The sequence below is a fragment of the Mesotoga prima MesG1.Ag.4.2 genome (assembly GCF_000147715.2).
In the GTDB taxonomy this organism is placed as follows: Bacteria; Thermotogota; Thermotogae; order Petrotogales; family Kosmotogaceae; genus Mesotoga; species Mesotoga prima.
On record NC_017934.1, the window covers coordinates 2,512,797 to 2,533,184 of the forward strand.

At 45.9% G+C, this 20,388-nt stretch carries 17 protein-coding genes; 7 read left to right on the forward strand and 10 right to left on the reverse strand.

All coding sequences use genetic code 11. The annotated features are described in order from the left end of the window. Window positions 1-720 precede the first annotated feature (720 nt). The 3 genes from THEBA_RS11575 (at window position 721) to THEBA_RS13805 (ending at window position 1,843) form a co-directional block, all read left to right on the forward strand. Window positions 721-951 carry a hypothetical protein gene (locus tag THEBA_RS11575; protein ID WP_148270037.1) on the forward strand — a complete coding sequence of 77 codons (231 nt, stop codon included), beginning with the start codon at window positions 721-723 and terminating at the stop codon, window positions 949-951. A gap of 15 nt (window positions 952-966) precedes the next feature. Then, window positions 967-1,398 carry a helix-turn-helix transcriptional regulator gene (locus THEBA_RS11580; RefSeq protein WP_014731706.1) on the forward strand — a complete coding sequence of 144 codons (432 nt, stop codon included), beginning with the start codon at window positions 967-969 and terminating at the stop codon, window positions 1,396-1,398. Between the two features lie 79 nt (window positions 1,399-1,477). After that, window positions 1,478-1,843 carry a protein-export chaperone SecB gene (locus THEBA_RS13805; protein WP_148270038.1) on the forward strand — a complete coding sequence of 122 codons (366 nt, stop codon included), beginning with the start codon at window positions 1,478-1,480 and terminating at the stop codon, window positions 1,841-1,843. 528 nt (window positions 1,844-2,371) lie between these two features. Here THEBA_RS13805 and THEBA_RS14315 read toward each other — a convergent pair. The 4 genes from THEBA_RS14315 to ltrA all read right to left on the reverse strand — a co-directional run bounded on the left by THEBA_RS14315 (window position 2,372) and on the right by ltrA (window position 6,486). Continuing rightward, complete coding sequence (locus THEBA_RS14315) at window positions 2,372-2,791, reverse strand: hypothetical protein (protein ID WP_014731708.1); 420 nt, start codon at window positions 2,789-2,791, stop codon at window positions 2,372-2,374. 345 nt (window positions 2,792-3,136) lie between these two features. Next, window positions 3,137-4,297, reverse strand: coding sequence for an IS110 family RNA-guided transposase (locus THEBA_RS11600; RefSeq protein ID WP_014729972.1), 1,161 nt, complete (start codon window positions 4,295-4,297; stop codon window positions 3,137-3,139). 511 nt (window positions 4,298-4,808) lie between these two features. Further along, on the reverse strand, window positions 4,809-4,979 hold the full coding sequence (locus THEBA_RS14445) for a hypothetical protein (protein WP_158309312.1): 171 nt from the start codon (window positions 4,977-4,979) through the stop codon (window positions 4,809-4,811). A gap of 271 nt (window positions 4,980-5,250) precedes the next feature. Then, entirely contained in the window at window positions 5,251-6,486 is a 1,236-nt protein-coding gene (ltrA, locus tag THEBA_RS11610) for a group II intron reverse transcriptase/maturase (RefSeq protein WP_014731710.1), read from the reverse strand. Between the two features lie 920 nt (window positions 6,487-7,406). On the opposite strand from ltrA, the gene THEBA_RS11615 reads away from it, so the two are divergent. Then, a complete protein-coding gene (locus tag THEBA_RS11615; protein ID WP_014731711.1) occupies window positions 7,407-8,771 on the forward strand; it encodes an MATE family efflux transporter in 1,365 nt (454 codons plus the stop codon). A gap of 3 nt (window positions 8,772-8,774) precedes the next feature. Further along, window positions 8,775-9,221: a MarR family winged helix-turn-helix transcriptional regulator gene (locus THEBA_RS11620; protein WP_014731712.1), complete on the forward strand. Its 447-nt coding sequence runs from the start codon at window positions 8,775-8,777 to the stop codon at window positions 9,219-9,221. 105 nt (window positions 9,222-9,326) lie between these two features. Here the strand turns inward: THEBA_RS11620 and THEBA_RS11625 are convergent, their stop codons facing one another. The 3 genes from THEBA_RS11625 to THEBA_RS11635 all read right to left on the reverse strand — a co-directional run bounded on the left by THEBA_RS11625 (window position 9,327) and on the right by THEBA_RS11635 (window position 13,034). Further along, window positions 9,327-10,874, reverse strand: a complete 1,548-nt coding sequence (locus THEBA_RS11625; RefSeq protein ID WP_014731713.1) for an ankyrin repeat domain-containing protein — start codon at window positions 10,872-10,874, stop codon at window positions 9,327-9,329. Between the two features lie 244 nt (window positions 10,875-11,118). After that, window positions 11,119-11,808, reverse strand: a complete 690-nt coding sequence (locus tag THEBA_RS11630; RefSeq protein WP_014731714.1) for an aspartate/glutamate racemase family protein — start codon at window positions 11,806-11,808, stop codon at window positions 11,119-11,121. Between the two features lie 2 nt (window positions 11,809-11,810). Continuing rightward, a complete protein-coding gene (locus THEBA_RS11635; protein WP_014731715.1) occupies window positions 11,811-13,034 on the reverse strand; it encodes an alpha/beta hydrolase family protein in 1,224 nt (407 codons plus the stop codon). Window positions 13,035-13,164: 130 nt separating this feature from the next. On the opposite strand from THEBA_RS11635, the gene THEBA_RS11640 reads away from it, so the two are divergent. Continuing rightward, complete coding sequence (locus THEBA_RS11640) at window positions 13,165-14,175, forward strand: phospholipase C/P1 nuclease family protein (RefSeq protein WP_014731716.1); 1,011 nt, start codon at window positions 13,165-13,167, stop codon at window positions 14,173-14,175. Between the two features lie 83 nt (window positions 14,176-14,258). On the opposite strand, the gene THEBA_RS11645 is transcribed toward THEBA_RS11640, so the two are convergent. The 3 genes from THEBA_RS11645 to THEBA_RS11655 form a co-directional block, all read right to left on the reverse strand. After that, entirely contained in the window at window positions 14,259-16,628 is a 2,370-nt protein-coding gene (locus tag THEBA_RS11645) for a Lon protease family protein (RefSeq protein ID WP_014731717.1), read from the reverse strand. Window positions 16,629-16,732: 104 nt separating this feature from the next. Next, complete coding sequence (locus THEBA_RS11650) at window positions 16,733-17,293, reverse strand: 2'-5' RNA ligase family protein (protein ID WP_014731718.1); 561 nt, start codon at window positions 17,291-17,293, stop codon at window positions 16,733-16,735. Between the two features lie 31 nt (window positions 17,294-17,324). Further along, the gene (locus THEBA_RS11655; RefSeq protein ID WP_014731719.1) at window positions 17,325-19,445 is read right to left on the reverse strand and encodes an efflux RND transporter permease subunit; all 2,121 of its coding nucleotides are present in this window, start codon (window positions 19,443-19,445) and stop codon (window positions 17,325-17,327) included. 187 nt (window positions 19,446-19,632) lie between these two features. Between THEBA_RS11655 and THEBA_RS11660 the strand changes: the two genes are divergently transcribed. Further along, entirely contained in the window at window positions 19,633-20,388 is a 756-nt protein-coding gene (locus THEBA_RS11660) for an ABC transporter ATP-binding protein (protein WP_014731720.1), read from the forward strand.

Genomic DNA, 20,388 nt, shown 5'->3' on the forward strand with positions numbered 1-20,388 from the left:
TTTGGAGAGTACTGCTAAAGAAGCAAACGCGGCCGTTTCACAGATCGAAACGTAGATCCTGTGCAGGTGCTCTCACAGGATGACAAAGTAAGGGATTAGCATGAGTTACTCGGGATGACGGCATAGGGTTAGTCGGAAAGCAGCTCATGTGGTCATTCTGACGAAGCTTCTGGTCAGAATCTAGATCCTTGGCACGGGCCGACGCTATAGATATGTTAAGTAGCGAATACACCGCAGCGAGAGAATACATTAAGCTTATTGTAGTTAATGCAACTTAATGAATGATCCGGATGTCTTTGCGAAGGAAAAGCCGCACGCAGAAGAATTGTCAGAGGCCAATTACTCGATTGTTCTCCATCCAGAGATCAACTCAAGAGGATTGTTGAAGCCATGTGGAAAGCTCATGGAAATCATTCGATATCGCGAGCAAAGCCTTGTTAACTGGCCCAAAATGGTGGTAATGAGTAATAATCGTTACGGATCGTTCTTACAATAATACAACTTATAAGTTATAAATAGAGGTAAGATGGAGAGAAAGATCGATGTCTTATCCGACGAGAAAATGCAGAGGGAATTTGACAAGTACGTAGAAAAAATCCCTCCAGAAAGAAGGATCTGATAAAGAAAAGGTTTTTGTTCACCGAACTGCTGGAGAAGGCGGGGGAGAATTATGTGAAAACGGAACTTGCAAAACCGCGAAGATCTTCCCGCCTGGAGATTTTGAGACGTACGAAGACCAGTTATTCGATATATTCTCTTCATCTTACGGAGACTAAGAGGAATGATCCAGAAAACGCAAGGATTCTTTTCTGCTTCTTCAATGATAAGAAGGTTATTGTCTATCTCGTCTTCTTTGATGAGTCCGATGAAAAGTATGAGAAGGCGATCGAGAGACTGAAGTCGAGGATTTGTGAATGGACCGGGCGGGGATTTAATGTATGCAAGTTTTAGGAGGTGTAGTTACTTATGTTTTCATGGGGTGTAGGCGACGGTAATAAAAGGATGGTTACTGAAAATCCAGAGCCTCTATTCAAGAGAGATAGCGACCTGTTGTTAGAGTCGGCAGACGATGATACGAGATTTGAATTGAAATTGATTGGAGTCATGACGGATATTTCTGCAGCTCTTATCAACTATCGGGCGGATAACTCCCTTTCACAAAAGGAGCTGGCAGAAAAACTAGAGTGCAGCCAGGCAATGGTCTCGAAAATCGAAAGTGGCGACTATAACTTCACAATTAGAAAGCTTTTTGACGTTGTCAACAAACTCGGAGGTCGTGTATCTCTTGAGATTGACTTCAAAGATGGTACTTCGGTTACAAATTCTTCAGAAGAGCGAGTCTCAATATGGGAGTGCGTTGGCAATCAAAGCATCAAAGGGATGAAGAATAGTGCCTGAGCCAGTGAATGCTGAGTTTCGTTTCTTGGCGCACAGAATTTCTGATTTTTCCTTTACGCTCCATGAGGGGATCAAAAACATGTCAGTTTCGCTGGACCTGGATGATCCAGAGCTTGAATATAGGCGTGCCGATAACGGTTGCCTCCTCGGCTTGTTGTCTCTCTCAGTCAAAGTCAGGGGTCGGAGCGGCAGAAAGATTGCTTTGAAGCTCGATGCAACAATCAAGGGCAGGTTTGAAGCTCCCGAGAATATGGAAGATAAAACATTCGAAGACTTCTGCATGATTAGCGGGGCCGCAACTTTGATCCCTCTTCTCAGGGCAACCATTATCTCTTTCACTTCGCAGGCTGGAATGAATCCCCCTATTAGAATACCTTTGATCAACGTGCCTCAGTCGCTCTCAAAGACCGCCTTGTCAGAGAAAAGAGAGAAGAACAGGGAATAGTCTGATTAGAGCTCTTTTGAGATTATATTAGTCAGCTCGCTTTCATCGCACATCTCGAGTGATCATAGGATATAGCCAGTGGATATTTGTATTGAAGAAAGCAGCCGCTTACGCGTGGCTTCCCGGAGAAAATCGCTCGAAATCAGCGTAGAAATCCTATGACAATTGCCGTAATTATGGGATTCGACTTCTTGCGACCGGCTTTCGACTGAGTATGACGACATTGAAAATCAAGCTCGTTGTACCGAACCGCCGCCGGGAAAGACTCTTCTTTCAGAAGGATTCCATTTTTCTCATGAGACAGTAAACAGGACTCGCAAAAGAACACTCCTAGTCGAGGTCGGGGCCTTTGAGATACTCAACGAATCAAGTGCACGGTGATTTGAAAATGCGGTGGTACGTTTGGATTTACTTTCAATTTTGCTTTTCTTTAGCGCGTTTCAGGATTCGTGCTGTCAAAGTCGATTTCATCATTATAAGAACAAGGGCCCTTTCGGGCCCTTGACTTGAATTAGTAGGGGTTTTATTTTACAGCTGTGCTGCTTTTCCGAATCCTCTGCCGAGTCCCGGTCCCTTTTCGCCAGAGGCTCCGTGCCTGTAGCCTGTTCCGTCCTGGGCATTCTTCAGTTCTCTTACACCGTCATTCGGGCAGTTGTCATTTATTCCGTCGCCGTCTGCATCCACAAAGTTCTCACAGGTTGTAGGATCCTGAACTCTCTGCATTGCTCTTGTTGCTGCTTCATTACCAGCCTGTCCTTTTCTATTCATGTAAACCTTTTCACCGTCTACGGGGCAGTTATCGTTGATTCCGTCTCCGTCTTCATCTACGAAGGTCTCACATGCCACCACGTCCTGAGCTCTCTTTATTTGCCTTGAACCATAACCAACAGCCAAAGTCATTCCACCGATCAGAAGAACCGCTATCGCAATCAACACTATCTTTTTCATCTCTTACACCTCCATATGATTTTTGGTACATTCTCAGTCTACGGTCCGTTTCTTGGAGCCCGCTTAAAAGCCGCTTAGAGATTGCTTAGAGATTTGAAGAGCCGGGTCTTGGGTTGTGGAATCTAGAGTCTGGCAAGGACGGGGTCCTGTACAGTATCCCTGAACAGGAGCACTTCAGTGACAAAGTGAGAACGAACTTCACAGCGGCCAGAAAAAAGAGGTTCCTACGAAGCGGCTCTTCCAGCGATCAGGGGATTCTTGTTCCTAAACGCACAGCGGTTCTTAGGAGCGAGATGCTGAAACGAGTTCAGATACTCTAAGTTGTCAAGTATAGAATTAGGAAAATTATGAGAGTGAAAGGTCAAATGGAACGTTATTTTTCAAAAGTTGGTAGACCATTTCAGCTGCAGCTCTTGCAGTTGCTATTAGGGCCACCTTATTTTTCACCCCCCTCTTTTTCATCTTCTCGTATTTGTTCCTGTACTTTTCAGTGTTTTTGATCAAGCTTTTAGCTAACTGGTAGAAGGTTCTTCGTAGATGTTTGTTACCCTTCTTAGAAATTGAGAGGCCGCGAGTCATGTTACCACTCTGCTTAATAACAGGATCAAGGCCTATGTACGATACAAAGGCTTTCCCAGAAGAGAATCTGTCTATGTCGCCTACTTCAGATACGATTTCGGCTTCCGTGACTTCAGCAATACCTGGTATGGTTCTTAGGGGATTGTCAGGGAACTTCTCAAGAAACTTCTTTATTTCCTCATTCAGGGCTTCCACGTGGTCTTTGAGAAGCTTAATTTCAGCTATGAATGTGCTGGTAATCGTTGAGTAGGTTCCAAAGGTATCTGGCTTGCCTATTGAGTCTTTGAGTGAATCGATAACCTCTCTCGCTTTCTTTTCACTCCAGTTTCTGTGAGAGCTGAGCAATTTGACTGCATCTTCCTCGTTGTCAAGTATCTCTTCTCTGGATGGATATACACTCAACAGATGCAACAGCACAGGTGAACTAACGGATCTGAAGGTCTTAAGAAGCTCAGGCATATGAATCTTCAATTTGCTCTTCAGTTTCCTTTGAAGATCAGAACAGTTTGCTACTACAGTGCTTCTCACCCTAACCAAGTCCCTGAATGCTGACATCTCTTCCTCTGGTACTTGAGAAACGCTCAGCAGATCGAATATCCTGTACATTGCAACCGCTATGCTTTTTGCATCTTTCTTGTCTGTCTTTGACCTGCTCATAGCCTTCATGAATTTGCTAAGGGTATACGGATCGAGAAGCTGTACGTCTATCCCTTTGCTCCTAAGAAATCCGTACAAGTTGCTGTGATACGAACCCGTCGCTTCCATTCCGACTTGTTTCTCGTCCTTGTAAGTATTTAGCTTCTTTAGAAATTCCCTAAAACCTTCCTTGTCTTGTTTGTACTTCATGCTTTTCATTTTCTTCTTCTCTGGTAAATAGAAACAAGCGTCAAAACTTTCACTGGATATGTCCACTCCTACATACAACATGAGGGTTCCTCCTTTCACAACCTCGTACAAGGTGCGGTCTTTTCGACCATTACTCTCAATCGTGTTAAGAAGGATGCCCAATCTGAACTACAGGCTCTAAGCCTACGCATGACGACTGGCTACTCCCTCTACCCTCATTCTATACTCTCTCTCTTTTGACAATACACGAGAATGACGGGATGTGATGTTTTCGGAAAGCCCGTCGGGATGCTGAAACAAGTTCAGATCACGCGGAGCGCGGGGTATCGATTACAGGGTCTGGGGTCTCGTGAAGAGAACTGGCAATCAGTTCAGGGTTTCAATGCAACTGAGAAAGTTGTCCGGGCGGTTTGCGGAAGTCCCTCACTCTGTCATCCCGGACTTGATCCGGGATCTGCACTTCTGAAGGCGTGGCTGGGGGTAGCGGGTTGGGGGTTGGAAAGAGCAAGTAATCAGTTCCATGTTGCAAGTTGTGAGTTGTGAGAGCAAAGGCCGGGGTCAGAGGTTTGAGGATAGATGCAGGAAGATCAAATCAGACCGGTCTGCCGTTGAATGGTTCTCCGTTCACCGAATGAAAAACCTGTTCTTCGTTCCAGAGCGAGGATCTGTCTTTGTTCTTGGTCAAGCGATAAAGCAAGAGCATCCAGATTCCGACCAGGAGCTTTGTCGGAATGACGGAATCTGGTCTTTTCGCAATAACCATTAATTGTCATCCCAAACTTGTTTGGGGATCTGGTCCCGAAGAACCAAGAACCTGGATGCGTAGCGTCGCAACGAAGAACCGTTCTTCTCCGAAGGACGGGTCCATGCTCTTTGACGAAGGACCAAGGACGGCTCTTTGCAGCGTTCAGCGGGTTATCCGCTTTTAAGCCCACAGCGGTTCTTTTGCTTGCAACTGGTGAGTAGCCCAGGGGGATTTCACCCCCAGGCTCTCTCAGAACCGGACTTGAATCTCTCGATTCATCCGGCTCCCATTATCCAGCCGTATAGAATATCCCCATTGTCCAGTGTACAAATAGACGAGGCTCCCTGCGAGCAAGAGTTTCTAGCCATTTACCCGCTTTTGTACGACCTCTCCTTTTCTTGTACTTGTTTCTTACCCACTGAACTAAGGCTTTGTTTAGCCGACTCAGTACTGTATACATCTCAAATCTGCGAAAGTGTCCATAGTAGTTTATCCAACCTCTTATTACCGGGTTGATTCTTTCTGAGAGTTCTTCAATACTCAGGTATGACTTGGTTTGAAGTCTCATTCTCCGGATCTTCTGTCTCATCGCCTTCTTTGCCTGTTCACTCACTGCAGGGGTGAAGCCGTAGAAGATTCTCCCATTTCTGTCTTTGCAGCTACGGACTCTGAAGGTGTATCCTAGAAAGTCAAAGCTTGTATTTGGATACTCGCCCTTCCTTTTATCGTCTTTGCAGTAGACAATACGGGTCTTCTCTGGATGAAGCTCTAGTTTGCATTCTTCCATTCTTTCTTTGAGACTTTCAAGAAGAAGCCGGGCTTCCTCCAGAGTTCTACAGTGTATCACTCCATCATCTGCGTATCTGGCAAAGGGCTTATCCGGATGAGTTCTCTCCATCCACTTGTCGAAGGCGTAATGCATGAAGAGGTTAGCCAGTACAGGGCTTATTACCCCTCCCTGTGGCGTTCCCTTGCTCCTCTCTTCGACTCTTCCATTCGCTTGTATAAAGGGTGCTTTCAGCCATCTCTCTATGTAGAGTATTAGCCATGGAATCTTCACATGTTTCTTGACTGCCCTCATTAGTAGTTCATGGTCTATGTTGTCGAACAGTCCTTTAATGTCGAATTCCAGTACCCAGTCATACTGCCAGCATCTCTGCCTCGTTACTTCAAGGGTATCTATCGCTGACTTTCCCTCCCTGTATCCGTAGGAGTCCTTATGGAAGTATGGATCTACCAGGGGATTGAGATAGATTTTGGCTACCATCTGGGCTACTCTGTCCCCCACTGTGGGGATTCCCAGTACTCTCTTTCCTCCACTCTTCTTTTCTATCTCTATAGCTTTTACTGGAGGTGGAAAGTAACTGCCCGAGGTCATTCGATTCCAAATCTTGTAGAGATTGTTGTCAAGATCGGCTTCGAACTCTTCCAGGCTTACCTCGTCTATTCCTTCTGCCCCTCTGTTCTCTTTCACTTTCTTGAATGCTTCCAGTACTACTTTCTTGGGGATTTCATACGACCTCATCTTGTCTGCTGGCTCCTTCCTTGTCTCTGTTCACAGTTCCTCCCTTTCGGTTGTCTGCACAGAGTTGGTTGACTAACCTACAAAACTGGATAACACAGTCCCTTCGCTCCACTCCCATTACAGGAGCTTCATCACTACTACGGACTGTTCCGCCCCTGAATCTGGCATCGGTACTTTCACCCTCGTGGGTTCTTCCACTTGCGGCTTTTCCCTTAACATCCAGATCCAGGTTCCCAAGTTCCTAATCAAAGCCTGTACCAGGGTCACGCCACCTATATGCCGGTCACCATCTGGACAGTAAGCAGGTTTCCTCCAGACTTATCCCGGGATAGTTGCACCTCCCGGTTTAGATGACACTAGTAGTTGTTACGACACGTTCACGGTGGTTCACTTGTATTCGTCTCCTCTGGTACTCACCTGACGGGATCACTGTCCCGCCTTTTCCCGTAACGTTCACTACCATGGCTCTTTACCACAGCAGCTTACGGCGGTTTGAAGCCTCCACCTGCATGGCGGCTTCGAGGGGCCCTCCCTCATCTTCAATTAAGCATGGCTTGAAGTTTCCTTCTTCGCCTTCTTGGCACACTGGAACAAGCAACTTGTAACTGCCCTTCATGAAGGACCAAGGACGGCTTTCCCCAGCGACCAGCGGGTTCTCGCTCTTAAGCGTCCAGCGGTTCCAGGACCGGGATGCTGAAACAAGTTCATGACGATGTGTGCTTGACTAAGAACGAACAACCTGTACGCATAGCGTCGGAACAAAGAACCGTTCTTCTCAAGGGACGGTGGGACCACTGACGGGTAACGACTATCAATTCTCTTCTTCTGAAATCGGCACTACCTTCGCTGGGCGGAGCCGCTGCATTTGATACTATTTCGGACTATAATAGTTGAATGCGCAACCATCTGTGAGGTGAGTTATGGCAAAAGACATACATAAGATGCTCGGTGAAGAAAAGATTGGGAGGCTTCTTCTAAGTCTCTCTTTGCCTGCTACTATTGGGATGCTTGTCCAGGCTATGTATAACTTTGTTGACACAATCTTTGTTGGAAAAGGTGTCGGATCGATGGGAATCGCAGGCATCTCGATCGCCTTGCCTGTTCAAATATTCGTTATGGCATTCGCTCAAATGTTCGGAATCGGTGGCGCTTCAGTGATATCGAGGGCACTGGGTGAAAGGGACCACGAAAAGGCTAGACGAGCCGCCGGAAACGTAATGGTCTTCTCGCTCGCCTTCGGATTGGTAATGACTCTCCTAGGACAGTTCTTTTTAGATCAGCTGCTTATAATGCTCGGTGCTAGTGAAGCCATCATTCCGTATGCAAGAGAATACCTGGGTATAATTCTTCTTGGAAGCGCTTTCTTTTCTTTCGGCATGGCTATGAATCATGTGGTGAGGGCCGAAGGAAAACCGAAAATAGCAATGGCCGCAATGCTGATCTCTGCCGTTCTCAATATTATACTTGACCCGATTTTTATATTCTCTCTAAATATGGGAATAAGGGGCGCGGCTTTGGCGACCGTTCTGTCTCAAGCTGCCACTTCAATTTATGTTCTCTTCTACTTCTTAAGTGGGAGAAGCCTACTGAGAGTCTCTTTAAGATCGCTGATCCCCGAATGGAGAATCATGAGAGAGACTGTCTCGGTTGGACTCTCCGCCTTTTCAAGACAGGTAGCCGGCAGTGTTCTGGCCGTGGTTCTCAACAATTCGCTGGTTTTCTACGGAGGAGATATTGCCGTTGCAGTTTATGGAGTGATCAACCGACTTCTGATGGTTTTTATCATGCCCATGTTCGGCGTAAACCAGGGATTTCTTCCAATTGTCGGATACAACTATGGCGCCAGAAAAATGAGACGGGCGAGAGAGTCTGTCAAACTTGCATCTGCAGTTACTACAATGATTGCTCTTTTCTCGTCAATAGTCATGTTCCTGTTTGCGAGACAACTCATATCAATTTTCACCGATGAAACAGAGCTTATTGAGTCCACCATTTATGCACTCAGAATAGTTATCCTTGCCACCCCCACGATAGGAGTTCAGGTTATTGCATCTGGAATGTTCCAGGCTCTCGGAAAGGCTTTACCAGCACTTTTCTTATCCCTCCTCAGGCAGATAATCATACTTATCCCTCTGATTTTAGTTATCCCGCGCTTCCTAGGGATTAACGGCATCTGGATATCCTTCCCTCTTGCCGATTTGATTGCTTTCGCAATCTCGCTGGTTTTCTACCTTAGAGAGTTGAAAATATTCCGTTCAGGCGAGCTCAATGTTGAGGAGGAATAACGGATGTCTCATGATCTATCTTTCAGTGGGGAAGGGTACATAAGTCGCTGGATATACTGTATTTCGCGCAGTGCAAACGTCTACTTCAGCAGGGAAATGCAGAAATATGGATTGGGAAGCGGACACTTCTTCTTTCTGAGAGTTCTTATGTCAAAAGAAGGAATCAGCCAGAACGAACTTAGCGATATTCTGGGTGTTGACAAAGCCACAACCGCAAAGGCCATGAGCAAACTAACTGAAGCGGGTTACGTTAAGAGAGACATCGATTCTTTGGACACCCGGGTTTACAGGCTTTTTCTTACCGATAACGGGAAGAAGATCGGACAGAAACTCCGAAAACTTGGCTCGGAGCTTGAAGAGATACTAACGGAAGGCTTTTCAGACGACGAAAAGCAGCAACTGCTATCCCTTCTTGAGAGAGCAGCCACTAATGCGAAAAAGGCAAAGTAAGTTCATAACTATCTCCGGGTCCCTTCTCAGGCAATCAATAAAACATGGTCTCCGCAAACGCAGAGGCCATGTTTGTGGGACATTGCGAAAAGCTTATCTGAATCTTCAGTAAAGAGTCTTCAAGAACTCTTTTATTTCTTCGGAAGCCGCGTAATCCTCTGGGGTCTTATCGGAGTTGTCCTTGACATTTGCTACAAGGCCGAAATTGTTTAGAATTGTCAACATTTCGATTCCGTCCCATTCGTCCTGAACCGCATAATGAGCGGGTGTCATACCGGCATGGTCCCTATGATTTACGTTGGCCCCCTTCTCTCCGAGATGGGATATCGCCTCCATGTTATAGTCTACTACAGCATAGAAGATTGGGGTTCTGCCTTCGTCATCTTCGGCGTCGATATTTGCCCCACTTTCCAGCAAGTAATCAACCATCTCCAGACTCCCATAACTACCCACCGCTGCATGGATTGGCTGAAGACCTCCCTGTGCTTTTATCGAGACGTCTGCTCCTTTCTGGATCAAAAGCTTTGCAATGTCAGTTTTTCCATATGCTGCAGCGATATGAAGCGGAGAGATCCCGGTCTCGACTTCGTTGTTGTCTACGCTGATTCCTGCCGAAAGCAACTGCTCGATAACTTCTACATCTTCTTCATACACGGCTAGATGCAGATGGAACGGCAAATAGTTGTTGTTGTCCCTTGCCAGGACGTCCGCTCCAAGAGAGATCAACAGCTTGACATTCTTGAAGTGATCATCTTCGGCAGCGATATGGAGAGGTGTCTTTCCCTCGTTGTTCCTCGCGTTTATATCGATCCCAAGCTTGACAAACATTTCTATGTTTTTTGTGGAACCTTTTCCGGCAGCACGATGGAGGAGAGTATTCCCATCCTCATCTACAGCCCAGTAGTCCGCTCCAAACTCAATCAGCTTAATAGCGACATCGTTTTTCGACTTAGATACAGCCAGCTGAAGCGGCGTGTAGTACTCGTTTCCTACAGACACATCGGCCCCGTATTCCAGAAGAGCCTCTATGCCCTCAATTGGGAGGCCTTCCGATATAGCTAGGTATAGCGGCGTTCTGCCGTCTTTGGCCGGTTTATTTGGATCGGCGCCGCTTTCCAGAAGGAATTTTACGGTGTTTGTCCCCTTCGAAAAGATCGCGGCGATCAGCGGAGACCGGAAAGCATATTCAACTCTCTCAAGATCGGCCCCCTTCTCTACAAGATACTTCACAACTTCTAGAGTAACGTCGTTCTTGGAGTTGTCACAAGCGAGGATCAAGGGCGTATAGCCTTCATAAAACATCGAACTTGCTGGACGAGCGTTTATATCCGCCCCTCTTTCAAGCAGTATCTTCACAACCTCGAGGAGGCCTTTTCTCGCCGCGTAATGAAGAGCGGTATAACCGTTGTCGTCAACAATGGAGATGTCTGCTCCGGATTCGATTAGAAAAACCGCAATATCCGAGTGGCCGGAATCTGCAGCAACCATAAGGGCCGATTTGTTTGCGTAACCCAGCTCATTGATGTCACCACCGCTGTTCAAGGCTTCCTTTACTCCCTGTAAGTCACCGTTGCACGCACTGCTGTAAACGTTTGAAAATAAGACTGCTGATAACAGCAATACTGACAAAAGCACTGACAAGATTTTTCTCATACTTGAATCCTCCTTCATGGATGTAGGCAATTTCAGTTATTTGAAATAGCTAATGATCTCCGCGTGTGACAGTATCCAGCTGAAGTATTCCATTAACCTGTCGAGATCCATACAAGAGTGATCTTGAATCTAACATCAGGTTGAACTAACTGGTTCAGAAACATACTGCCCTTGTTTTATGAAGCGGACACTTGAGTATACTTTTCTGTGGAACTGTGAACGATCTACTATTCGCAGTCTCGAATCACGAAAGTGCATGTTCAACGGCCGCCCGGGCGTGAATGGCCGTCGTATCGAAAACGGGAATGTCCACGTCGGACTCTTTTATCAGAAGAGGTATTTCGGTGCAACCTAGAATTACTCCCTCTGCTCCGTTCATTTGCAACCCACTAATTATTTTCTTATATGCCGACTTTGACTCTTCTTTGAAGATTCCTTTGCACAGCTCCTCGAAGATGATCCTATCTACTACTGCCCTTTCTTCTTCCGAGGGAACGATAACACTTATCCCAAATCCCGCCAATGTATCTCTGTAGTAAGCTCTTTCCATGGTGAATTTTGTTCCGAGGAGTCCGACTGTTTTAAGTCCTCTTCGCTCGATCTCCTCACCGACAGCAATGCCTATTTCGATGACCTCAAGTCCGGATGCCTTTTCAATTTCCCTTGCTATGAGGTGCATTGTGTTCGTACAGATAATCAGAAAATCCGCACCCGCTCTCTTAAGATCTTGGGCAGCCTCGGAAAGGACTCTTTCTATACCCTTCCAGTCATCCATCTTCATCATGTCCGAGACCGGTCCGAAGTCAACGGAAGCCATTATGCATTCCGCGGAATGCAATCCCCCAAGCCTGTTCTTAACCATCTCATTAAGCAATCTGTAGTACTCGAGCGATGACTCCCAGCTCATTCCTCCAAGTAAACCTATGCGCTTCATGTCTACGCTCCGAAGACCTCATCCAACCAGTCAAGAAGAACTGAATTGGACAAGGGAAGATTTGTAACCTGACAGTGGGAATCTGCGCCTTCTTCTCTAGTGAAGATCCTCATTGTTGACTTTCCCGAAACGCTATCAGAAGCTTCCTTCGCCTGGGAAAGCGCCTCTTCTCCTTCTCCCTCACTAACCATTGCAAGGAAGGGAACCTGGATATTCTTTATGCTATCACCGACCACAAAGTCCTTCATTCTCTCGAAAGCCTTGAACATTGAATGCCTTCCATATTTAAGCATTATGTTAACGAGCTGCAGTTTTTGGGCCTTCGATAGATACTCGGTCGGCACAAGATCGACTGTCTCAAGTGTAATGTCTTCGGGAGAATTGATCGCTTCTCCGGCAAATGCAGACATGTACTTGTACATATCAGTAATTGGCGAGTTAGAAATCAGGGCCCTTATTCTGGAATCGTTTGCCGCCGCCCTAAGCGAGAAGTATCCTCCCAGACTTATGCCGTACAGCGCAAGTTTAGAAGGGTCGACATCCTCCTTCGACAGGGCATAATCGACAACTTTGGAGATCGGGACTTCGTAATCGGGACGCAACGGAGTCTCTGGCGAGAACCTTCTCATTCCCACCTGACCGGGACCATCGAAGAGAACAACCGCGTAACCCCTTTGCAAGGCGGCCGAGCCTGCCTGGAAATACATTTCTTCCGACGTCCCGTCAAAACCACTCATCATCATTATCGTCTTCTTCTTGCCACCGGTTGTTGGAGCAATCCAGTACGCTGGAATAAAATCCTCGCCGTATGGTATCCTCTCTGCTTCAAATTGAATATCGGTGGTTCTGAAAGCATATACAAAGCAATCCCTGCTTTCCATTCCAAGGTATCTTGTTTTCGAATCCCTGGGGTCGCCAAAGTACTCGGCGGCTCTGAAATAACTTGCCGCCCTCAAGAATTCCTGTCTCGCACTCTCGTTATTGCCTTTCTGAAGAACTACGAGGGCGTGATTCTTAAGCTTTGTTGCGAGCTCTTTGAATGACTTCACCCATGAGTCGGGATCGTCGCAATCTATATGTGGTACAAGCGAGAGGATCTCCCCAACCGTTCCCCCTTCATAGGAAACCGCACCGAGAGATCTGTAAAGTTGAAAATCGAATTCGACATCACGCAGTATTCTCACATCGAGCGACCCTCTTGAGACTCCCTTTGAATTGTCCTCCATTTCGCACCTCCTATAACGCCTTTTCTCAAATAATACTATCAGAAAAGAGTTCTATTACCGAAATAAAGGCGCTCTTGAGAAAGTAATAATGCAACGTGAAATCTGATATTATCAGACTGGAGGTGATCAAATGAAAAGAGTGATGGTGATTCTTACACTACTTTTGACCGCGTTTGCCTTTTCGTGGTCGGGGCATGACGCGCTTACTTATATTATTGTTTCTCAGTATGAGGATGATTTCGACGCGTTCGTGGAAATAACTCCTTATACTTACTCCGATGTAGATACTCAGCAGTACAATCCGGCCATAGAGGGTTTCTACGATTATCTCGGCGAAGACTATCTGCCGGAAGAAGATCTCGATCTGTACAGCTCGATCTTCCCAAACCCCAAACCGGTTGACAATTTGGCGCCCCTGTGGCAGATCCTTTCGGTCTATTCTTACGAGCCCGATCTTGGTATGGACAAGGGGCTTGAACTTAAAGGAATAGAGACACTTCTCGGAGATAGCCAGGGGCTGAGACACATGGAATACAGAATGCTTTTCTTCATTCGAGTTGGTAAGGTGACCGACGTGGTTCAGTATTTCAGCGATCTGGCCGAGATCGCTTATTCTAGAGGAGACCACTACTGGGCATACCGGTTTTTGGGAAGAGCACTTCACTATCTTGAAGACGTTGGTCAGCCATTTCATACATTCCCGGCTCCGTTTTTCGAGCTTCTGAAATTGCCGTTCAATATGGACAAGTGGCTGACTGTCTTTGCAAACTACCACTTCGCTTATGACTTCTACGGTGGATACCTGCTTTGGGAAGAATACGAACCACTTGTTGAGGCGATCAAAGAGGTTTCTCCCAAAGAAATTAAGGACCCGAAGCAAGCGGCCGTTAGTTTGCGAAGGTACTCCAGAAATAGGTTGAGTTCAGTCTATTACGAGCTTAAGCGTACAATGGGAGACAAACTGGAAAATCCCGAATCAGCCTGGCCTGGAAAAGCCTATTTCGACGATCTTCAAGACGCAGGCGAAACAGCGAAGCTCGATGCGCTTTCAGTAGAGATTTTGAGAGAAACTGCCTCTTATGTAAAGGGTTACATAAACTATATGCTTGCAAGATTTGCCGAGATAGATTCCGAATCCTAGAATAGCTGTTTTTATAATCAATACGGCGATAGACAGAGGCACTATCTATCGCCGTATTTTGCTAGTCTAATGAAATAACCTGACTAATCGACGTTCTTACCGGCTCGCTTATTTGTTCGAGAGGCAATCTCGTAGAACTTCTTGAGTCTATCAACGACAAGTCGATTGAAACTGCCCGAAGAGTACTGCCCGTTTTTTCCGATTCTCCCCGGTTTCATTCCCGTTAGTATCTCGATAGCCTCGTCCACGGTTTCAATAGTCCAGACGTTGAATCTACCTTCTTTAACCGCTCCTATTATTTCGTCATTCAGAATCACGTTATCGGAATTTGCTTCGGGCACTATCACTCCCTGCTGGCCGTTGAAGCCCTTAATCTTGCAGAGATCATAAAAACCCTGAATCTTGTATTGGACTCCACCAACTGGCTGAACCCGTCCGCTCTGGTTTATGGAGCCTGTCACGGCTATCGACTGTTTTATCGGGACTTCAGCAACTGCAGAAAGGAAGGCCACCGTTTCGGCAACCGAAGCGCTATCTCCTTCAACCGCCGAGTAAACCTGCTCGAAACTTATCGAGCCATTTAGGCTTAGCGGGAACTGCTGCGCGTATTTCGAGCTCATATATCCCTGAATGGTCAGACTGGCCTTATTGTGGATATGTCCACTAAGCTCGGATTCCTTCTGTATGTCGACGATTCCGCTGTTGCCCGGTCCGACTTTGGCGGTAATCTTCACCGGTATCCCGAAAGAAAGATCTTCAGTCTGGATCACTGTCAACCCGTTTATTTCGCCGACAAGTTCCCCCTCTGTTTGAACCATTAAAGTGGAGTTCTGGAACATCTCTTTGATCTTATCCTGATAGAGCGAAACCCTCTTGTGCATTTCTTCCCATGCAGTCGATACGTCATCGGCCTGTGTCATCTCGTGACCACTGACTTCCGCGACGGCCGAGCTTTCGAGAAGGATCTGTTCAAGTGCACCGAACTGTGTAGAAACCTTCTTTCTACTCCCAGAAAGGAAGATCGCTCTCTTGATAACCTCTATTATTCCTTCTCTCTCTAATGGCCTTAAGGAGTTCGCCTTAACAATATTGCACATGAGTCCGCAGAGCTTGTCCACAGTATCATTCTGTATAGTCATTTCCCAGTCGAACTCTGCCTTTACTTTGAAGAGCTTCTTAAAATCGGTGTCAAGGGTGCTAAGCATACTGTATATCCAGGGCTCTCCGATCATGACGATCTTTATGTCAAGTGGAATCGGCTCCGGCTTCAGACTCACAGTCGAAAGCAGGCCGATCTTATGTTCAAGATTCTCGATTCCTTCCAGGCCCGAAAAGAGAACCTGTTTCAGTGTTTGCCAAACATACGGTTCACTTAGCACGTTTTTAGCATCTAGAACAAGGTATCCGCCATTGGAACTGTGTATCGCTCCTGGTCTTATCATTGTGTGATCGGTATCGAGCATTCCCATCTTCGCTACGTACTCGATTCTTCCAAAGAGGGAAGAGTAATTGGCGTTTGTTACCTCTACAACCGGTTTTCCCTCTATTCCAGAATTGTCGACAAATAGGTTTACTGCGTATCTCTTGCCAAAAAAGGCCTTCGAATCGATCTCCTGGCTGAAGAAGACTCCAAGATTGTCAAGAAGATCCTTCTTCATGCTCTCAATAAACTCTACAACCTCTTTACTTTCGCTGAATCTATCCTTCATCTCCCTTATGTGACCTTCAACGGCAAATGAGGCAACTTTTCTGTTCAGTTCCTTATACTTTTCGCCGAAGTCTTTTTCCATCTTGCTCAGTTTCAGAAGATAGGAATTAACCAGCTCACGAACCTCTTCGCCCTTCTTCGTAATCTGCTTCTGATAATCTTCGGGAAGAGCCTCATATACTTCCTGCGTAAGTGGTTTTCCGTTCCATATAGGAATTGTTGCGACTCCGGTCTGGTTTATTTGAACGGTGTAGTCTTTCTCTTTGGCCTTCTCAACGAGTTCCTTCAGCATGTTTGAACGTTTCTCCGACTGTTCATTCTGTAAGGATGTAACTTTCTGCTGATAGTCCTCGCTTTGAAAGCTCTCGCCAATGGAGTTTATAGCGATCTCGACAAAGTCATTCATTTCCTTCTGAAATATCTTTCCCGTTCCCGCTTCAAGGGATATTGAGTTTGGAGACCTTGGGTCGTCAAAATTATAGACGTATATCCAGTCTCCGGGGGTTTTAGTGCCCTCGACTTTCTTTTTGAGATAGCGACTTACAAAGGTCCTTCTGCCAGTGTTGGTAGTACCCGAAACAAACACATTGTAACCCTTCGCATCTATGTGAAGTCCAGTCTCAAGTGCCCTTATGGCTCTTTCCTGACCTATAAACTCTTCCAGTTCGCCAATACACTCAGTAGATTTCACGTCTTCCGGTAGCGCAATCTTCAGATCTATGTCCTTCCAGCCAACTTTTCTCATGCATCTACCTCCTTCTTTGGATAGATTATAACAAACAGGTAATCTGGTAGCTGGATTTCTAGTTGTTTACCCTTTGAGAAGGGATTGTAAGAGCCAGATACAGGTCAATCTTTCTTCGACTGGCCGGCGAGCTTCAGCTTCTTCCTGACAACTATCCCTTCGTCGGGAACCTCTTCGAGTATGGTCAGATTGTCTATTGTAAACTCGTGATGAAAATCCCTGAAGGCAAGTCTCTCCATAACAGGACCAATGTTGGATCGTTTAAGATCATCTCCAAAAACAACTGTAATATGAGGTATCCAGTGGTCTTCATCATAAGCGATCGCTCTGTTGTTTACCGAATCGCGGAGTTCGGTCCATAAAGCATGGTGGAGAGATGCTAAACGCGAATTCCTTGCGAGTCCAATGAAGATCACGGGTTTCTCACCGGAGAAGACTCCTAGATACTCCGTTCTGGCCATCAAAGGAGGCGTACTGGAAGCTATGACCTCGATCAAAGGGTCGATTCCAGTCTCCTCCTCTTCCACAATGCAGAAGGTTATATGAGGAAAAGGGGTTAGAAAAACTGAATAAAAACCAAACTCTGTCTTCAGTTCGTCCCATATCCCTCTGACGAAACGATCCAAATCCTCTGGGAGAAGAGAAACAAGTGCCTTCAGAACCACGCACCTCCAGTTGATTATTATAAGAATTATATCAGTCGGAGTCTTTGCCCCTGCTCAAAAACCTTTCACTCCTCGATGCGATTTCGGGGAGAAGTATTAGGGTAAGAACCATTCCCACAGCTAGCCCGCTTACCATAAGTTTCGCAACATCCACATAAAGCAGTAATGGTGTGAGGAGCAAAACCGAGAAACCCGCTACAAGACTTATACCATTTGTAAGAATTGCCCTAGCCGTTTGTTCATAAGCCTTATGTGAATCACCAAATCTCCTAAACCAGATCGTGAAATGGATAGCGTAGTCGATTACCAGTCCCATCAACATCCCCGAAATAAGAGCTGTAGAAATGCTTAGGGGGATCCTGAAAACGGCCATAAAGACGAAGTTGAACAGTGCTGTCAGCAGAATTGGAATAGTAGCTATTATGGTTGATTTCAAGCTCCTGAATATAGAAAACAGAAGCAATATGATTAGCCCAAATGAGACAATTAGACTTTGAATCTGGTTCTTGACTACCGATGAATTGACGCTCTCCCATATGAGAGTTGTTCCAGCCAGAGTGAATTCGAAGTTCTTGTTCATTTCAGGGAATTTTCTTATGGCCTTTTCGACTGCGGCTTTCAATCTCTCAGCACTCAGGCTGTCGCTCTGAGATGAAAAGATGTTGAAACGGATCGCATTGTCACTGACCAGAAGTGAAGTAGAATCACCAAATGCCTCTGTAGAGTTGAGCACTCTGATCATCAAAGGTAAGGGTACGTTGGTCTCTCTCGAAAGGTCAAAGAGACTCAAAACCTTTGAAACTCCTTCAATCCCCTTCAACTCCTGTTCGAAAGCTTCTAGATTCTCAACCTGGTCACCTGTGAATGAAATGCTTGCTCCCTTAGCAGGTTCAACCATGAGAGTATAATTCGTCAACCAACCGAAGGCTTCCTTCATCGTTCTTGCGCTTTCTCTGATCTCTGAATCCTCCTTGAAAAAATTATACTGATCAATCGTCATTGGAATAGTGATGATTAGTAAGGGAGAGACAATACTTGTGGCAACGACAACCCAGATAACCGCTCTTTTAACTAATGGGTGAACATCCCTTGGTGGCAAAACCTCGCGTTTAGTGCCCGCCTTAGGGGTAACAAGCCCCGGAAGGACAGTGATAGTAAAAATCGCCGATAAAAAGATCCCGGAGCAGACGAATATCCCCATTTCCTGAAAGGCCTTCATATCGAGTAGGATGTATGAAGAAAAGCCCGCCATAGTTGTAAGAGCAGAAAAGAGTATAGGCACTCTCTCTTCGTGGATGGTCCTTCTGACGGCATTCTTCATATGGATGTTTTCTTCAAATCTCGATAGAAAATGCATCCCGTAAGCACTGCCAATTATAATTATGAACGAAGGTATCATAACCGTAAGACTGTTTATAGAAAGTTTGAGCAGTCCCATTATTCCTACTATCACCATTACTGCAGCCAAAGGTGGTACAAGGGTTAAAAGTGATAGCGATATTCTTCTGAACTTGATCATGTAAACTGCCATGATGGCAAGCAGTATGAAGGGTGGATACTTGAAGGTGAGATCAAAGATCGACCTGAAGGTTTCGAAATTAGCAACACTTTCTCCGATCAATTTGTAGCTTTCTACGCCGGAAGAGTCCAGTACCGAACGCAGTTCCGGGATCATCATGTCACTTTTCAGCTCGTTCCCCTCTGCTATGGTAATCATGATCGCATAGTACCTGCCATCGGAAGAAACGATCAGATTGCTGTAAACGGGATCCGTGAGCAGTTCTTCATTAAGAACCAGTCGGCCCTCATCTTCATAAACGTAGCTTCCCGATGGAATACTCATCGTAAAAAGATTGAAGCTTCCCAGCTTAACGGCCTCGGTGGGAGACAAAGCGGATTTCACCCAGTCAAGAGAATTGATCTTCTCGGTGACGCTTTTCAAGAGCTCCAAAGAGGTTTGAGAAGCTTCAAGAATCAAAACTATCGATCCGGTATCGCCGAAAACTTCCGCGATCTTGTTGAACGCCTCAAGCTCCGAATCGTCGTCGCTCAAAAAGGCAGCAGGCGAGGGGTCAAAGCTAAACCCGTTTATTCCGGACAACAGAATCACGACTACTACGGCCAATATGATAAAGGATATCGCTCTTCTCATATTCACACCTCATGAACTCAGCCCATTATATCATCTGACTTTACGATTCATCGCCTATGTAGAGATTGAACGCCTCGCAGATGAATTGGAATCGTAACGTAATTTGAAATGCTTTGACTCTTGTCGTAAAATTGGGGCGTGTGAACAATCTGGCCGACACTTAGCAGTAGAGTCTGGAGGGATCCAAATGATCAGCTGTAAAAAGCTTACCAAGGTCTTCGACAAAGACCCTGTAGTGAATGAGATAGATCTGTCTATTAGTTCAGGGGAGATATACGGCTTTCTTGGACCGAACGGGGCCGGAAAAACTACTACCATAAGAATGTTGACGGGCACTTTGAAACCCACATCTGGAGAGGTGAAAATACTCGATATGGACTTTTCCAGAAACGAACTGCTTATCAAGAGCAGGATTGGCGTTGTACCCGATGAGCCAAGAATCTACTCTTACTTCACGGGTGCGGAGTTTCTGGAGTTCATAATGGACGTCTTCCCTGACAAGAAGCAAGAAGCGAAGAAAAGAGTCGGGGAGCTATGCGAAGCCTTTGGAATCGATTATCTAGGTAAGATGATCTCCGAGATGTCCCACGGCATGAAACAAAAGATAATGGTCATATCCGTTCTGATGAGACGGCCCGAAGTGATATTCCTGGACGAACCCACAGTCGGCCTCGATGCAAGAAGCGCAAAAATCCTGAAGATGCTTCTGGAGAAGTACAAGAATGAGGGATCTACGATTTTTATGACGACCCACGTACTTGAAATCGCTGAAAAGATGTGTGACAGGATAGGAATAATCAATAAGGGGAAGTTGATTTCGGAAGGTACAATGAATGAATTGAGAAGGAAGGCCGGTGCCGATGAAAGGGAAACTCTCGAAAACCTCTTCCTTCAGTTAACCGGTGAGGATGAAGACATCCAGGAAATAGTAAGTGCACTGTGA

Bases quoted from the DNA above. Each gene is read 5' to 3' on its own strand.
- THEBA_RS11580 (WP_014731706.1), top strand. From the start codon at position 967: ATGTTTTCATGGGGTGTAGGCGACGGTAATAAAAGGATGGTTACTGAA.
- THEBA_RS13805 (WP_148270038.1), top strand. From the start codon at position 1,478: ATGTCAGTTTCGCTGGACCTGGATGATCCAGAGCTTGAATATAGGCGT.
- THEBA_RS14315 (WP_014731708.1), bottom strand. From the start codon at position 2,791: ATGAAAAAGATAGTGTTGATTGCGATAGCGGTTCTTCTGATCGGTGGA.
- THEBA_RS11600 (WP_014729972.1), bottom strand. From the start codon at position 4,297: ATGTTGTATGTAGGAGTGGACATATCCAGTGAAAGTTTTGACGCTTGT.
- THEBA_RS14445 (WP_158309312.1), bottom strand. From the start codon at position 4,979: ATGGTTATTGCGAAAAGACCAGATTCCGTCATTCCGACAAAGCTCCTG.
- ltrA (WP_014731710.1), bottom strand. From the start codon at position 6,486: ATGAGGTCGTATGAAATCCCCAAGAAAGTAGTACTGGAAGCATTCAAG.
- THEBA_RS11615 (WP_014731711.1), top strand. From the start codon at position 7,407: ATGGCAAAAGACATACATAAGATGCTCGGTGAAGAAAAGATTGGGAGG.
- THEBA_RS11620 (WP_014731712.1), top strand. From the start codon at position 8,775: ATGTCTCATGATCTATCTTTCAGTGGGGAAGGGTACATAAGTCGCTGG.
- THEBA_RS11625 (WP_014731713.1), bottom strand. From the start codon at position 10,874: ATGAGAAAAATCTTGTCAGTGCTTTTGTCAGTATTGCTGTTATCAGCA.
- THEBA_RS11630 (WP_014731714.1), bottom strand. From the start codon at position 11,808: ATGAAGCGCATAGGTTTACTTGGAGGAATGAGCTGGGAGTCATCGCTC.
- THEBA_RS11635 (WP_014731715.1), bottom strand. From the start codon at position 13,034: ATGGAGGACAATTCAAAGGGAGTCTCAAGAGGGTCGCTCGATGTGAGA.
- THEBA_RS11640 (WP_014731716.1), top strand. From the start codon at position 13,165: ATGAAAAGAGTGATGGTGATTCTTACACTACTTTTGACCGCGTTTGCC.
- THEBA_RS11645 (WP_014731717.1), bottom strand. From the start codon at position 16,628: ATGAGAAAAGTTGGCTGGAAGGACATAGATCTGAAGATTGCGCTACCG.
- THEBA_RS11655 (WP_014731719.1), bottom strand. From the start codon at position 19,445: ATGAGAAGAGCGATATCCTTTATCATATTGGCCGTAGTAGTCGTGATT.
- THEBA_RS11660 (WP_014731720.1), top strand. From the start codon at position 19,633: ATGATCAGCTGTAAAAAGCTTACCAAGGTCTTCGACAAAGACCCTGTA.